Genomic DNA, 14,595 nt, shown 5'->3' with positions numbered 1-14,595 from the left:
GGAACTGTACACGGTGTGTATACCTACCGTGTATACGCGTCCGGAAAGCGACCCCGGCCCTTGGGGCGGACCGGGGTCGGGGTGCTACGGGTCGTCCTGGATATCGGCTCCGGGCGGGGGCTACGGTGTGCTCGCCCCGGACTCCGGCGGGGTTTCCGGCCCCTCCGGCGGCTGTTTGGGCGGCCGCCCCCGGCGGGCGATCGGACGCGCGGCCCCCGGCAGCCGGCCCGCCTCCGCGAGCGCCCGCCGCAGCAGGAACTCGATCTGCGCGTTGGCGCTGCGCAGTTCGTCGGAGGCCCAGCGGGCGAGTGCGTCGTGCACCGCGGGGTCCAGCCGCAGCAGCATCTGCTTGCGCTGCCGCGACCGGGACGGCGGTGTCCGCCGGGGAGGCGTCTGGTCGGTCACTGGTAGAGGGAGCCCGTGTTGAGGACCGGCTGGGCCGCGCGGTCACCGCACAGCACCACCATCAGATTGCTGACCATGGCCGCCTTCCGTTCGGAGTCCAGCTCCACGATGTCCTGCTCGGCGATCCGGGCCAGCGCCATCTCGACCATGCCCACCGCGCCCTCGACGATCTGCTGGCGGGCCGCGACCACCGCGCCGGCCTGCTGGCGCTGGAGCATGGCGGAGGCGATCTCGGGGGCGTACGCGAGGTGGCTGAAGCGCGACTCGATGATGAGGACGCCCGCGGCCTTCACCCGGGCGGTCAGCTCGACGGCCAGCTTCTCGGTGATCTCCTCCGCGTTGCCGCGCAGCGAGAGGCCGTCCTCCTCGTGGGCGTCGTACGGGTACTCGATGGCGATGTGCCGCACCGCCGCCTCGGTCTGGGTGGCGACGAACTCCAGGAAGTCGTCGACCTCGAAGAGGGCCTGGGCGGTGTCCTCGACCTTCCAGACGACGATCGCGGCCAGCTCGATCGGGTTGCCGTAGGCGTCGTTGACCTTGAGGACGGCGGTCTCGTGGTTGCGGACGCGGGTGGAGATCTTGCGGCTGGAGGTCAGCGGGTTGATCCAGCGGAGCCCGTCGGCGCGGATGGTGCCGACGTACCGGCCGAAGAGCTGGATCACCCGGGCCTCGCCCGGAGCGACCATCTTCACACCGCTCATACAGAAGAACGAGGTGATCACCAGGAGCACCCCGACGATGAAGAGCGGGACGCCGACCGCGTTGTTTCCGCCCGCCCCGATCACCCCGCCGATGATGGCGAGGCCGACTCCGGCGAACACCCCGACCACGGTCAGGAGCAGGCCGACGCCGCCCGGGATGGAGTGCGCCGTGACCTCCCTGACCTGGGGTGCGGGCATATCGGGGGCATCGATCGCGAGGTCGTCGGCCGGTGTGCCCGGGCGGTGGTCGTCGTGCTGTGCGGTCATGGGATCCCCCGTTCGGCGCGGTCTCGCACCGCGCTAGCAATGTGATTACACATTAATGACTTTCGCAACCTTGTCCACCCCTGGGGAGTCGGTTCCTAGGGAACGGGTGCTGATTCTCACGTCCGTAAAAGACCGGATCGCTTGTCTTTTGTCCCCGTCGGCGGTGTTAGCTGGCAGGTCTGAGCGAACTGAGGAAACCGAGCGAGCCGGTCGAGCAGAGAAGCGGGAGCAACACACCAATGGGTCGAGCGGATGCGCGACGAGCCCAGGCGCGGGAGTCGCGCAGGGGCCAGAAGAGCGGCGGCATACGCAGACTCTTCACGTGGAAGAAGCTGCTGGGCGCGGTCTTCGGGATCGTCCTGCTGGGCATGGGGGCCTTCGGGGCGCTCTATGTGTACGTCGACGTCCCCGCCGCCAACGCCATGGCGGAGCGGCAGAGCAACGTCTACCAGTACAGCGACGGCTCGGTCCTCGCCCGGACCGGCAAGGGCGTCAACCGCCAGATCGTCGACCTGGACGAGGTACCCAAGAAGGTGCAGCACGCCTTCGTCGCCGCCGAGAACAAGTCCTTCTACAAGGACCAGGGCGTCGACCTCAAGGGCACCACCCGCGCCCTCCTCAACACCGTCAGCGGCAAGGGCAAGCAGGGCGGCTCGACCATCACCCAGCAGTACGTGAAGAACTTCTACCTGACGCAGGACCCCACCGTGAGCCGCAAGCTCAAGGAACTGGTGATCTCGCTCAAGATCGACCAGCAGAAGTCCAAGGACGAGATCCTCGCCGGGTACATCAACACCGCCTACTACGGGCGCGGCGCGAGCGGCATCCAGGCCGCCGCCCAGGCGTACTACGGCATCGACGCCAAGGACCTGAACGCCTCGCAGGGCGCCTACCTCGCCTCCGTCCTCCAGGCCCCCAGCCAGTACGACTGGAACTCGGCCACCGACACCGGCAAGAAGCTGGTCAAGGAGCGCTGGGCCTACACCCTGCGCAACATGGTCGAGATGAAGTGGCTGACCGAGTCCGAGAAGGCCGGCCTGGAGTTCCCCGTCCCCCAGAAGCCCAAGCCCGCGCAGGGCATGGAGGGCCAGGCCGGCTATCTCGTCGAGGCCGCCAACAAGGAGCTGGAGAAGCAGGGTGTCTCCGCCGAGGACCGCGACGCGGGCGGCTGGACCTTCACCCTCACCGTCGACAAGAAGCGCCAGAAGGCGCTGGAGAAGTCGGTGGACGACCAGCTGGAGTCCAAGCTCGACCGCGAGGGCAACAAGGTCGACGCCACCGTCCAGGCCGGCGCCACCTCCGTCGACCCGAAGACCGGCAAGGTCGTCGCCCTGTACGGCGGCGAGGACTACATCAAGCACTACATCAGCAACGCCACCCGCCAGGACTACCAGCCCGCCTCCACCTTCAAGCCGCTGGTGCTCGCATCGGCCCTGGAGAACGAGTCGAAGACGCAGGACGGCAGCCTGATCGGGCTCAACACCATCTACGACGGCACCAGCAAGCGGCCGGTCGTCGGCAGCGACACCCCGTTCGCCCCGCAGAACCAGGACGACCGCAGTTACGGTCCGGTCTCCGTCCAGAAGGCCTTGAACAGCTCGGTCAACTCCGTCTTCGCGCAGATGATCGTCGACGTGACGCCCGCCGCCGTGAAGGAGACCGCGCTCGCCCTCGGCGTACCGGACAAGAACTTCCCCGAGCGCCCCGCCGTCACCCTCGGCACCATGAACGCCTCGACCTGGGACATGGCCGGCGTGTACGCCACGCTCGACAACCACGGCCGGAAGGTCACCCCGCACATCCTCCAGTCCGCCGAGCACCGCGACCGCACGGTGAACGCCGAGAAGCCCAAGCGGGAGCAGGTCATCAGCCGCGCCTCGGCCGACACCGTGACCAAGGGGCTCACCGGGGTCGTCGACGCCGGTTCCGGGGGCGCGGCCAACAGCCCCGCCTACGACGCGGCGGCCAAGACCGGCACCTCCGAGGACAACAAGTCGGCCTGGTTCGCCGGGTACACCCCGGAGCTGACCACGGTCGTGGCCCTCTTCGGCGAGGGTGACGGCGGCCGTAAGCAGGTCTCCCTGACCGGTACGGCCAACTCCGGCCGCGCCAGCGGCAGCGGCTTCCCGGCCAGGATCTGGGCCGACTACACCCTCGGCGCCCTCGGCGGCGGGTCCGACAAGACGTTCGACCTCCAGGACGTGGAGCGCGGCGAGGTGCCCGCCCCGCCGACGCCTTCCGAGACGCCCTCCGAGGAACCCACCCCGTCCGAGGAGCCGACCCCGTCGGACACCCCCTCCGAGACGCCGAGCGGGACGCCCAGCGACACCCCGTCGTCGTCGACGCCTCCGCCCTCGCCCAGCAGTACGCCTCCCACCACGCCCCCCACGAGCCCGGAGGTGCCGCCCCAGCCCGGGGAGGACGACGGCCGGCCGGGCGAACGGCCGGGCGGCAACGGACTGCTCGGACAGTGAGGCCGTGACGACAGGAGGGGCGGGCCCGCGGGCCCGCCCCTCCTGTCATGCCGCCCGCGGCGGGCTCCTCACTGCCCCCGGGTCGCCATCTCGAACCAGACGACCTTGCCCGTCGAAAGACGTGTCGCCCCCCACCGCCGGGCGAGCCGGTTGACCAGGAACAGCCCACGTCCACCCTCGTCCGTCTCCCGCGCCCGGCGCTGCCGGGGCAACTGCGGGGAGTCGTCGCCGACCTCGCAGCGCAGGATGTCGGTCCGCAGCAGCCGCAGCGTCACCGGCCGCTCCGCATAGCGCACCGCGTTGGTGACCACCTCGCTGACGAGCAGCTCCACCTCGTCGGCCAGGTCGTCAAGACCCCAGCGGCTCAGCGCCCGCCGGGCCAGTCGGCGGGCCCGGCCCGGAGCCGCGTCCTCCGGCTCCAGGTACCAGTACGCCACGTCGCTCGGCGCGATCCCGTCGAAGCGGGCGGCGAGCAGCGCGATGTCGTCGTCCCGGTCACCCGGGCCGAGCATGTCCAGCACGTCGTCGCAGAGGGCCTCCAGCGGCGGCGAGTGGTCCGGGCCGGTGAGCTGCGCGGTCGCCGCGAGGCGCTCCCGCAGCTGCTCGATGCCCGTCCACACGTCCCGCAGCCGCGACTCCACCAGACCGTCGGTGTAGAGGAGCAGCGTGGCGCCGGCCGGGGCGTCCAGCTCGACGGCCTCGAAGTCGACGCCACCCACCCCGATCGGGGCGCCCGGCGGCACCACCAGCACCTCGGCCCGCCCGCCCAGGTGCAGCAGCACGGGCGGCGGGTGTCCGGCGTTGGCGATGGTGATCCGGTGCGCGACCGGATCGTAGACCGCGTACAGGCAGGTCGCCATCCGGTCGCTGCCCAGGCGCTGCGCCTGCTCGTCCAGGTGGTGCAGGACCTCCTGCGGCGGCAGGTCGAGCTGCGCCAGGGTCTGCGCCGTCGTCCGGAGCTGGCCCATGATCGCCGCCGACGTCATGGAGTGGCCCATCACATCGCCGACGACCAGGGCGACCCGGCTGCCGGGCAGCGGGATCGCGTCGTACCAGTCGCCGCCGACCCGGGCCGTCTCGGCCGCCGGGAGGTAGCGCGAGGCGAGCCGGACGCCGGTGGGCTGGGGGAGCGAGTCGGGCAGCATCGTGCGCTGCAACTCGTCGGCGATATAGGCCTCGCGCCCGTACAGCACGGCCTTGTCGATGCCGAGCGCGGTGTGCGTCGCCAGTTGCGCCGCGACCAGCAGATCGCTGGCCTCGAACGGGGTGCGCTCGGTGCCGCGCACGAAGACCGCGGCCCCGATGACCCGGCGCCGGCCGCGCAGCGGGGCGAGGATCGCCCGGTGCCCGGTGGGGACGGACCGGCCGGGGCCGAGCAGCTCCGGCAGGGCGGCCCGCGCCGCCGCGGAGTCGCCGAAGACCGGCCGCACCCCGCGCAGCACCTCGGCCAGCGCACCGCCCGCCCGCACCTCGCACAGCTCGGCGGCCGGCATCAGATCGGCCTGCGGGTCGAGGATCAGCGGACGCAGCCGCTCGGTCTCGGAGCCGGACGCCTCGCCGCCCTCCTCGTCGCTGACGCGCAGCCGGTCGCTGCGGCGCAGCCGCAGGACGAACGGGCTCACCGGGCGTTCGTCGCCCACCGGGAGCGGGTCGCGCAGATAGACCAGGATCGCGTCGGAGAACGTCGGCACGCTGGCCCGGCACAGCCCGAGGACGATCTCGTCCAGGTCTATGCCCCGGGCGATCCGCCGGGTCGCCGCGCCGACGAACCGCAGCCGGTCGCCCTCGCGGCGGGTGGCCGCCTGCGCCTCGGCGACGGCGGCCGCTCCTGGACCCGGGTTCGGCGCGGCGGCCGGAGCCGGGACCGCGGCAGCGGCGGCCGCGGCCGCGGCGTCCTGCTGCCGGGGCCGGGTGCGCTCCTGCTGCCGGGCCGCCAGAGGCTGCCGGCCTTCGTGGGAGGTGGGGTGCTCCGTCACGCGTGGGATTCCGTCCGTCCGGGCCGGTTGTATGAGGCAGTCACCTCGTGGGGCGCTACTGTGCCCCGGCAAGCGCGGGAAGAACAACGGCTGTCACCGGATGCCCCCGATGAAGGGGCCGAAACCGAGCGCCGCGGAGATGGCCGACAGGCGACCCCGACGGCGGCGCACGCGGCGAGAGGGCAGCGGACAGCGTGCACGTCTCCACCCCCTCGTAGTGGCTCCCGCGACCGAGCGGAACGTCCGGGTCCGTGGCCCGTCGCTCCGCACGACCGGTGTGGTGACTTGTGGTCAGTTCCGGTGTGGTGCCCGCTGGTTGCGGCGATCAGCCCTCCGTACGACCGGACCTGCCGACCGGACCGTCCGAAGGGTCTCTCCAGGGTCTCACGACGGCATACGGGCAGGGGTGCGGTCCCAGTCATCCGGCAGCGGCGGCACCTGCCACCGCGGATCGGGCCGCCAGTGCTCCCAGCCGTCCCGGAACGGAGCCCCCCACCCGGTGATCACCTCGACCGCCGCGCGGCCCGCCTCCCGGACCCGGGCCGCGGTCTCCCGGTCCATCAGACCGACCTGCTGAGCCTGGGCGAACTCGTCCTCGTCGAGCCATTTCCAGCTCCGGTCGGGGTTCACGGAGATGTCGAGAAAGTGATCCTCGGAATCCACCCCTCCGGACCACCGGGTCCGGGGCTCCTCCAGATTCACGTACCAGTTGCGGAACAACCAGCCCCGGTCCCAGAACAGCCACACCGACCACGGGTCCCCGGGCCTGGCCAGCTTCAGCACACCCGAGCCGAACCAGGTCGAGCGGGCCGTGGTGCGCGGCGCTGTGTAGCGGGTGGCCAGCGGTTCGGCGTGCACCTGGGTGCCGTCGGCCAGCACCGGCCGCACGCATTCGGTGCCGGGCGCCATCCAGACGGCGAGCAGCTCGTCGGTGTCCTGGACGACGGTCACCGGACGGCAGATGTGCACGGGCGGGGCGCCGGCCGTCCGGTGGGCCCGGCCGTTGTCGCGGTAGCGCCAGAGGATCTGGTCCCCCGGCGCCCAGCGTGCGTACTCTCCCGTACCTGTCATGGAGAGATCTTACGGAGCGCTCCCACCGGCCCGCTGCGACTCAGGTCACCCGGTCCCGATCTGCCGGACACCCGCAGGTCTCACGGGGCACTCCCGGGCGTCACCGCAACCCCAGGTGTCACCCGGCGCCCCGCCCCGCGCTCACGGGCGCGTCATCCGCAGCACGTCCAGCGCCTCGTCGAGCTGCTCCATCGTCAGGTCGCCGCGCTCGACGTAGCCCGAGGCCAGGACCGTCTCGCGGATCGTCGTCCCGTCCTTGAGGGACTTCTTGGCGACCTTCGCCGCCTCCTCGTAGCCGATGTACTTGTTCAGCGGGGTCACCACGGCCGGCGAGGACTCGGCGTAGGCGCGGGCCCGCTCCACGTCGGCGGTGATGCCGTCGACCGTACGGTCCGCGAGCAGTCGGGAGGCGTTGGCCAGCAGCCGTACGGACTCCAGCAGGTTCTTCGCGATGACCGGGAGCATCACGTTCAGCTCGAAGTTGCCCGCGGCGCCGGCCGTGGCGACCGTCGCGTCGTTGCCGGTGACCTGGGCGGCGACCATCAGGACCGCCTCGGGGATCACCGGGTTGACCTTGCCCGGCATGATCGACGAGCCGGGCTGGAGGTCGGGCAGCGCGATCTCGGCGAGGCCGGTGCGCGGCCCCGACGCCATCCACCGCAGATCGTTGGAGATCTTGGTCAGGGACACGGCGATGGTCCGCAGCTGGCCGGAGGTTTCCACGAGCCCGTCCCGCGCGCCCTGCGCCTCGAAGTGGTCGCGGGCCTCGGTGAGCGGCAGCCCCGTCGCGTCCGCGACCTCCGCGATCACGGCGGCGGAGAAGCCGGGCGGGGTGTTGATGCCGGTGCCCACCGCCGTACCGCCCAGGGGCAGTTCGGCGAGCCGGGGGAGGGAGGCGCGCAGCCGCTCCACGCCGTAGCGGATCTGTGCCGCGTAGCCGCCGAACTCCTGGCCGAGGGTGACCGGGGTGGCGTCCATCAGATGCGTACGGCCCGACTTCACGACCTCCGCGAATTCGGCCGATTTCCGCCCCAGGGATTCCGCCAGGTGGTCCAGGGCGGGGATCAGGTCGGCGGTGACGGCGGCGGTGGCGGCGATGTGGATGGAGGACGGGAAGACGTCGTTGGACGACTGGGAGGCGTTCACATGGTCGTTGGGGTGGACCTCGCGGCCGAGGCGTTCGGTGGCGAGGGTGGCGATCACCTCGTTGGTGTTCATGTTCGACGAGGTGCCCGAACCCGTCTGGAACACGTCGACCGGGAAGTGCTCGTCCCAGCGGCCCGAAGCGACCTCGGTGGCGGCCTCCTGGATCGCGGCGGCGATGTCCGGATCCAGTACCTTCAGCTCGGCGTTGACCTTGGCCGCCGCGCCCTTGATCCGGGCCAGCGCCTCGATGTGCGCCCGCTCCAGACGCTGCCCGGAGACGGGGAAGTTCTCCACCGCCCGCTGGGTCTGGGCGCGCCACTTGGCGCCCGCGGGGACCTTCACCTCACCCATCGAGTCGTGCTCGATCCGGAACCCGCTGCCACCGGGCGTGTCATCTGACGTGTCGACCATGGTGTTTAAACCTCCTGAAAAAGATGAGCACTTCTCTTGTTCTATGTATTCCCAAGTCGCCTACCGACCAGTAAATACCGGGGGTAACCACTACCGGGAGGCGCAATGAGGCGCACCAGCACCAGACTTCGAGGGCTCGGAAGCCTTCGCCGGCTCCGCTGTACGGTCGCGGCCGCCGTCGCTCTCGCGGCCGCCGTCGGCGGTATGGCCGCCGCCGGACCCGCGGGCGCGACGGAGTCGGGTACCAGCTCTATCGCATCCACCCCTCTCCCGCCCGCGCTGGAAGCCGTCCGGGCCGCCGAGGCCACCCAGCTGTACGGGAGCCCCGCCGAGCGGCCGCTCGGCGACCGCAAGACCGGGCTGATCTCGCTCGGCGACAGCGAGATCTCCGGCGAGGGCGTCGGCACCTACGACCCCGGCACCAACGGGCCGGACAACTGGTGCCACCGCTCACCGGACGCCGCCATCCACCGCACGGGCATCGCGGCGGACGTCACGTACAACGTCTCGTGTTCCGGCGCCTATACCGGAAACATCAAAATCGGCGGAAACAAGCAGTACGCCGACGAGCTGGTGCAGAGCGACAGCCTCGCGATCAAGGCCCGCAACACCCGGATCAAGATGATCGTCCTGGTCGCCGGGGCCAACGACGACCTCCAGTTCGGTCCGGTCATGACCGACTGCGTGGTCCGCTACATCAGCCTCCAGGGGCCCTGCGAGCCGAAGTACGCGGGCGGCTGGCAGGCCCGCGTCGACGCGCTGGTCCCCAAGGTCGAGCAGACCGTCCGCGACCTGCGCACCGTCATGACGGGCGCCGGGTACCGGGACGGCGACTACCGGCTCGTCCTGATGGGCTACCCGAGCCCCATCGGCCCGGACTTCCGCGACAACCCGAAGTTCCCCGGCAAGCTCGTCTGCGGCGGACTCGGCTACGACTCCGACACCGTCTGGGGCCGCAACACCGCCGTGCCCGCCTTCCAGGTCGGCATGCGCAAGGCCGCCGCCGCCACCGGAGCCTCCTACCTCGACAACTCGCGGCTCTTCCACGGCCGTGAGGTCTGCACCGAGAGCCCCTGGGCCCGCGGCCTCTACATCGACCTGAGCAAGCCGGGCCTGCCCGACGAGAACTCCGTCCGGCAGTCCTTCCACCCCAACGCGGCGGGCCACCGGGCCTTCGCCTCCTGCCTCACCCAGCTGTACGACTCCGGGCTGCGCGAGGCGAGCTGCGCCGACCCCGCGAGCACGGGGAACCCGGTCCTGACGGGAGCGGCCTTCGACGACCTGTTCGTTCCGCTGAAGAACGAGGCGACCGGGGCCTGTGTGGACGTGCCCGCCTCGGTCACCCGTAACGGCACCGCGATCGGCGGCTGGGACTGCCACGGCGGGCGCAACCAGAACTGGTGGTACGACGCCGGTACGCAGACGGCCCGCACCGCGCTCAGCCACGACCGCTGCCTGGACGTGCCGGGCGCCGAGTACGACGCCGGCGCCACGCTCGTCGTGTGGGACTGCTCGGGCGCGGCCAACCAGAAGTTCGTCCGGCAGGCGGGCACCGTCCGCCCGGCCGCCGCGACCGGCCTGTGTCTGACGCTGGCGGGGGCCAAGGACCCGCTCAAGCTCCAGACGTGCGACGGCGGCGCGAACCAGCGCTTCGTGTAGCCACCGCGTGCGAGGGGGCGGCCGCCGGGGTGCGGTCGCCCCCTCGTCATGCCCCTCTCTCACGCCTCCCGGGCCAGCGCTTCGGAGAGTGCCCCCAGCGTCGGCGTCAGATACAGCTGCCGCAGCGGAATGCCGGGCAGCCCGCGCTCCCGGGCGAGCGTGCCGATCCGGATCGCGTACAGCGAATTGCCGCCCAGGTCCCAGAAGTCGTCGTCCGGGCCGATCTCCTCGACGCCGAGGACGTCCCGCCAGATGGCGGCGAGGACGCCGGCGGGGGCGGTGGCGGGTGCGGTCTCGCGGGGCGGTGCGGCAGGGGCCCGGCGCGCTCCGGGCGGGGGCAGCCGGGCCGGGTCCAGCTTGCCGTTCGCGGTGAGGGGGAGGGCCGGCAGCACGGTCACCGTCGCGGGCACCATGTGCGGGGGAAGCAGCCGGGCCGCCCTCTCCCGTACGGGCCCGGCGTCCTCGCCCGCCCCCGGGGCCGGGACCACATACGCGTCGATCCGCACGGCCGCCGCGTCCCCGCCCCCGCCGCCCGTCACGGTGACCGCGGCCGCCGACACCGCCGGGTCCTCCAGCAGCACGTGCCGGATCTCGCCCGGCTCGATCCGGAAGCCCCGCACCTTCACCTGGTCGTCGATCCGGCCCAGGTGCTCCAGCGTTCCGTCGGGCAGCAGCCGCCCCAGGTCGCCGCTGCGGTAGAGCCGCCCGGCCGGGTCCAGGGGGTCCGGGACGAAGCGTTCGGCGGTCAGGGCGGGCCGGTTCAGATAACCCAGCGCCACGCCCGCCCCACCCACATGGATCTCCCCGAGCGCACCCGGCGGCACCGGCCGCCCGTACGCGTCCAGGACCCGGACCGACCAGCCCGGCAGGGGCCGCCCCACCGACCGGGAACCGGCGAGTGCCTCGCGGCGGGTCACCGTGGCCGCCGTGACATGGACCGTGGTCTCGGTGATCCCGTACATGTTGACCAGCCGGCAACGGTCCTCCGGATGCCGGTCGAACCAGCCCAGCAGCGGGCGGGTGTCCAGCGGCTCGCCGCCCAGCACCACCAGCCGCAGGGCGGACAGATCACCGCCCGTCCGGTCGGCCGCCGCGAGCTGGGTGAACGCCGAAGGGGTCTGGCTCAGCACGCTCACCCGTTCCCGGACCAGCAGCGCGTGGAAGTCCTCCGGCGAGCGCGAGGTCCAGTGGTCCACGAGGACCAGCCGGCCGCCCGTCAGCAGCGCCCCCCAGATCTCCCACACCGAGAAGTCGAACGCCGCCGAGTGGAAGCACGTCCAGGTGTCGTCGGGGGAGAGGCCGAAGTCGTCGCGGACGGCGTCGACCAGGGCCGTGACGCCTGCGTGCGGGACGAGGACCCCCTTGGGGCGGCCGGTCGAGCCCGAGGTGTGGATGACGTACGCGGGGGCGCCGGCCTGCCGCCGTTCCGCGGCGGGGCGGGGCGGGTGGCCGGTCAGGACGGCCGGGTCCTCGACGGTCAGCCGGACCCCGGCGTCCTTCGCGGTGCGCTCACGCCGGTCCGCCGGATGCTCCGGATCCAGCGGTACGTAGACCGCGTCCGCCTTCAGGACGCCGAGCACCACCGCCACCAGGTCGGCTCCGCGGGGCAGGCAGAGCCCCACGAGATCGCCGGGACGGACGCCATGGGCGTACAGACCGTCGGCGAAATCCTCGGCCCGGCCGTTCAGTTCGGCGTACGAGAGGGTGGCGGGCCCGGCGGTGAGCGCGGGGGCGTCCGGGCGGGCGGCGGCCTGGGCGGCGAAGGCCTCGTCGACGCGGAGGGTGAGGGAGGCGGGAGGCTTCCGTGTTGCCCCGAGCATCAGTTGCTCGGTGGACTCCGACGCGCTCAGCGGATCCAGTTCCCGGAGCGGTGTGTTGAGTGGACGGCTCAGCAACTGCTGCCGCACGCCCTCCACTTGATGAGCCGGTACGGGGAGTCCGTCCGGGCCGGTCGGCAGCGTGACCGGTCCGTCCCCGTCGCCCCCCACCAGACCGACCGCAGGCGGTTCCCCCGCCGGCGCCAGGCCGAGCGCAAGCGGTTCCTCGGCCGCCACCAGACCGAGCGCGGGCGGTTCCTCGCCCTCGGCCGGGACGAGCGGTTCGGTGGTGAGCAGATCGGCGACCGTCCGGCCGGGCGACAGGTCCGCCGTGAACACCGCGTACCCGTCGAGCGCCCCCAGCGCGTAGGGAGGCCGGTCCCGGGCCGGTACGGGGACGGCGACGCGCACCGAGGCCGCGCCCGTGTACCGCCCGGCGGTGAGCGCGAGCGCGGCGGCGAGCCGCCGGGTCTCCTCGTCCACGCGCAGGTCCGGGGGGAGCGGCCCGCCGTGCGGCGTCACCGCGTCCGGCGGCACCTCGCCCAGCAGTACCCGGGCGACGATCCGCAACGAGTGGGCGTCCAGCGCGGCTGCGTCGGCGGTCAGGACGGCCTCGGGAGCGTGCCCGTCCGCGTACCGCAGCAGCACCGCGCGCAGCCGGTGGCCGGGTGCGACCGGGCGGCGGGCCTCGGCCGCGCGCCGCCGGGCGGCGGCGTCGGACCCGGCCGGGGCGGGCACGGTCTCCGTCCACAGCCGGGGGCTGCGCTCCCCGGGCCACCACAGCTCCGCCGCCGTCGCGAGGGCGGCGGCGAGCGCGGTGTCGGTGAGGGCCGGCGGCAGGCGGACCGTCAGGGCGTGATGGGCAGGCGGCACGTGCACAACTCCTCGTCCAGGGAAGGGAAACGGCTGATGCGGGCGGTCAGCGGGCGGTGAACCCGCCGTCCACGGCGACCACACTGCCGGTCACCTGCCGGGACTCGTCCGAGGCCAGCCAGAGCACCGCGTTCGCCACATCGTCCGGCTCCACCAGCGCGTTCATCGGCTGGTCCCGGACGAACGCGGCCCCGTGCTCAGCGACCGGCACCTCCAGCGAGCGGGCGATCTCCGCCAGCATCCGGCCCTCCATCGCCTCGTCGTCCCGCACCGAGCCCGGACACACCGCGTTGACCCGGACCTTCCGGGGCGCGTAGTCCAGGGCCACCGCCTTCGTCAGGCCGACGAGGCCGTGCTTGGCCGCCACGTACCCCGCGAAGTGCCGGTAGCCCACCAGGCCCGCCGTCGAGGCGATGTTGACGATCGAACCGGACCCCTGAGCGACCATCCGGCCGCCGACCGCGCGGATCGCCCGCCACGCACCGCCCAGATCCACATCGATCATCAGCTGCCACTCGGCCTCGGTGATCTCGTGCGCCGGGCGGCCCGAAGGGGCGGCGATGCCCGCGTTGTTGACCAGGACGTCGATCCGCCCGAAGCGCTCCTCGGCCGCCTCCGCCGCCGACTCCAGCGCCGCCAGGTCCCGGACGTCGGCCTGCCGGGTCAGCACGGCGGACCCCGCCTCGCGGCAGAGCCGCCCGGTGTGCGCGAGCTGCGAGGCCGAACCGAGCGGATACGGCACCCCGGGCAGTTCGCCCGCCACGTCCAGCAGCACCAGGTCCGCACCCTCGCGGGCGAAGGCCAGCGCACAGGCCCGGCCGAGACCGCGCGCCGCTCCCGTGATCAGCGCCGTCCGCCCGGCGAGCCGGGCCCCGCCACCGGCCGAGGGCCCCGCACCAGCGCCACCGGCCGAGGGCCCCGCACCACCGCCGTCGGTCACCGGCCCCTGGCCGCCGTCACCGCCGCTGCCCGTCACCGGCCCCTCGCCGTCGCCGCCGCCCGTCACCGGCCCCTCGCCGCGCGCACCTCGGCGGCCACCAGCTCCAGCAGCTCGCCCGGCCGCTCGGTGAGATACATGTGCCCGCCGGCCGGCTCGGCCACCGTCAGCCTCCCCGTCGTCACCCGACCCCACTCGGCGGCCTCCGCCGCCCCGACCAGGGTGTCCTCCCGCCCCCGGACGGAGATGACCGGGACACCCAACAGCCTTTCCGTGGACGGCACATACGTCTCGTGGAGCCGGACGTCCGCCCGGAGCGTCGGCAGCAGCAGCTCCCGCATCTCCGGGTCGGCCAGCGCCGGGTGGTCGTACCCGGCGAACGCCCGGACCCGGGCGGCGAACTCCTCGTCCGGCAGCCCGTCCGCCCGGTCCGTGCGCGGCGTCCAGGGGCCGGGCGCACCGCTGACCACGAGCGCGGCCAGCCGGATCTGCCCGCCCGACCGCTCGATCCGGTGCGCCAGTTCGTACGCGAGGACCGCGCCCATGCTGTGCCCGAACAGCACGACCGGGCCGCCGCTACCGTCCTCTTCACCGAGGGCCGCCGTCACCTGCGCGTACGCGTCGTCGACGGCCGGGGCCGCCGAGGTGTGGGCGGGCTCGGGGAACCGCTTCTCGCGGCCCGGCAGCGACACCGGGAGGATCCGCAGACCCTCCGGGGCCAGCTTCTGCCAGGGCGTGAAGAAGGAGGGACCCGCCCCGGCGAAGGGCAGGCAGATGAGGACGGTCTCTTCGTCGGCCACGGTCGTTCCTGTTCTCTTCTCTTCTGTTCTTCCGGATGCCGCGCCTGTCGGTGGGGCC

10 protein-coding genes are annotated in these 14,595 nt (G+C 72.8%); 2 read left to right on the top strand and 8 right to left on the bottom strand.

The window, feature by feature from the left end; translation table 11 throughout:
- Nucleotides 1–120: 120 nt before the first annotated feature.
- Both ACIQRW_RS02930 and ACIQRW_RS02925 read right to left on the bottom strand, forming a co-directional pair.
- Nucleotides 121–405, bottom strand: coding sequence for a hypothetical protein (locus ACIQRW_RS02930; RefSeq protein ID WP_403753529.1), 285 nt, complete (start codon nucleotides 403–405; stop codon nucleotides 121–123).
- Nucleotides 402–1,373, bottom strand: coding sequence for an SPFH domain-containing protein (locus ACIQRW_RS02925; protein ID WP_403753526.1), 972 nt, complete (start codon nucleotides 1,371–1,373; stop codon nucleotides 402–404). The genes ACIQRW_RS02930 and ACIQRW_RS02925 overlap by 4 nt, the downstream gene beginning before the upstream one ends.
- A gap of 239 nt (nucleotides 1,374–1,612) precedes the next feature.
- Between ACIQRW_RS02925 and ACIQRW_RS02920 the strand changes: the two genes are divergently transcribed.
- Entirely contained in the window at nucleotides 1,613–3,847 is a 2,235-nt protein-coding gene (locus tag ACIQRW_RS02920) for a transglycosylase domain-containing protein (RefSeq protein WP_403753523.1), read from the top strand.
- 68 nt (nucleotides 3,848–3,915) lie between these two features.
- Here ACIQRW_RS02920 and ACIQRW_RS02915 read toward each other — a convergent pair whose 3' ends face one another.
- The 3 genes from ACIQRW_RS02915 to ACIQRW_RS02905 all read right to left on the bottom strand — a co-directional run bounded on the left by ACIQRW_RS02915 (nucleotide 3,916) and on the right by ACIQRW_RS02905 (nucleotide 8,451).
- Nucleotides 3,916–5,823: an ATP-binding SpoIIE family protein phosphatase gene (locus tag ACIQRW_RS02915; RefSeq protein ID WP_210933612.1), complete on the bottom strand. Its 1,908-nt coding sequence runs from the start codon at nucleotides 5,821–5,823 to the stop codon at nucleotides 3,916–3,918.
- Nucleotides 5,824–6,207: 384 nt separating this feature from the next.
- Nucleotides 6,208–6,894 carry a DUF402 domain-containing protein gene (locus tag ACIQRW_RS02910; protein ID WP_403753520.1) on the bottom strand — a complete coding sequence of 229 codons (687 nt, stop codon included), beginning with the start codon at nucleotides 6,892–6,894 and terminating at the stop codon, nucleotides 6,208–6,210.
- Between the two features lie 141 nt (nucleotides 6,895–7,035).
- On the bottom strand, nucleotides 7,036–8,451 hold the full coding sequence (locus ACIQRW_RS02905; RefSeq protein WP_403753517.1) for a class II fumarate hydratase: 1,416 nt from the start codon (nucleotides 8,449–8,451) through the stop codon (nucleotides 7,036–7,038).
- Nucleotides 8,452–8,556: 105 nt separating this feature from the next.
- Here ACIQRW_RS02905 and ACIQRW_RS02900 point away from each other — a divergent pair, with 105 nt between their 5' ends.
- Nucleotides 8,557–10,110 carry a ricin-type beta-trefoil lectin domain protein gene (locus ACIQRW_RS02900; RefSeq protein WP_403753514.1) on the top strand — a complete coding sequence of 518 codons (1,554 nt, stop codon included), beginning with the start codon at nucleotides 8,557–8,559 and terminating at the stop codon, nucleotides 10,108–10,110.
- A 59-nt stretch (nucleotides 10,111–10,169) separates the two neighbouring features.
- On the opposite strand, the gene ACIQRW_RS02895 is transcribed toward ACIQRW_RS02900, so the two are convergent.
- From ACIQRW_RS02895 to ACIQRW_RS02885, 3 genes are all read right to left on the bottom strand, one after another.
- Complete coding sequence (locus ACIQRW_RS02895; protein WP_403753511.1) at nucleotides 10,170–12,800, bottom strand: amino acid adenylation domain-containing protein; 2,631 nt, start codon at nucleotides 12,798–12,800, stop codon at nucleotides 10,170–10,172.
- Between the two features lie 46 nt (nucleotides 12,801–12,846).
- Entirely contained in the window at nucleotides 12,847–13,647 is an 801-nt protein-coding gene (locus ACIQRW_RS02890) for an SDR family oxidoreductase (protein WP_398069345.1), read from the bottom strand.
- A gap of 155 nt (nucleotides 13,648–13,802) precedes the next feature.
- On the bottom strand, nucleotides 13,803–14,537 hold the full coding sequence (locus tag ACIQRW_RS02885; protein ID WP_403753508.1) for a thioesterase II family protein: 735 nt from the start codon (nucleotides 14,535–14,537) through the stop codon (nucleotides 13,803–13,805).
- Between the last annotated feature and the right edge of the window lie 58 nt (nucleotides 14,538–14,595).

The organism is Streptomyces sp. NPDC091287, from assembly GCF_044768525.1.
In the GTDB taxonomy this organism is placed as follows: Bacteria; Actinomycetota; Actinomycetes; order Streptomycetales; family Streptomycetaceae; genus Streptomyces.
This window is presented reverse-complemented; position numbering and strand designations above follow the sequence as displayed.

Excerpts from the sequence above, each read along its gene's own strand:
- ACIQRW_RS02905 (WP_403753517.1), bottom strand. The coding sequence starts at position 8,451 with ATGGTCGACACGTCAGATGACACGCCCGGTGGCAGCGGGTTCCGGATC.
- ACIQRW_RS02920 (WP_403753523.1), top strand. The coding sequence starts at position 1,613 with ATGGGTCGAGCGGATGCGCGACGAGCCCAGGCGCGGGAGTCGCGCAGG.
- ACIQRW_RS02910 (WP_403753520.1), bottom strand. The coding sequence starts at position 6,894 with ATGACAGGTACGGGAGAGTACGCACGCTGGGCGCCGGGGGACCAGATC.
- ACIQRW_RS02925 (WP_403753526.1), bottom strand. The coding sequence starts at position 1,373 with ATGACCGCACAGCACGACGACCACCGCCCGGGCACACCGGCCGACGAC.
- ACIQRW_RS02900 (WP_403753514.1), top strand. The coding sequence starts at position 8,557 with ATGAGGCGCACCAGCACCAGACTTCGAGGGCTCGGAAGCCTTCGCCGG.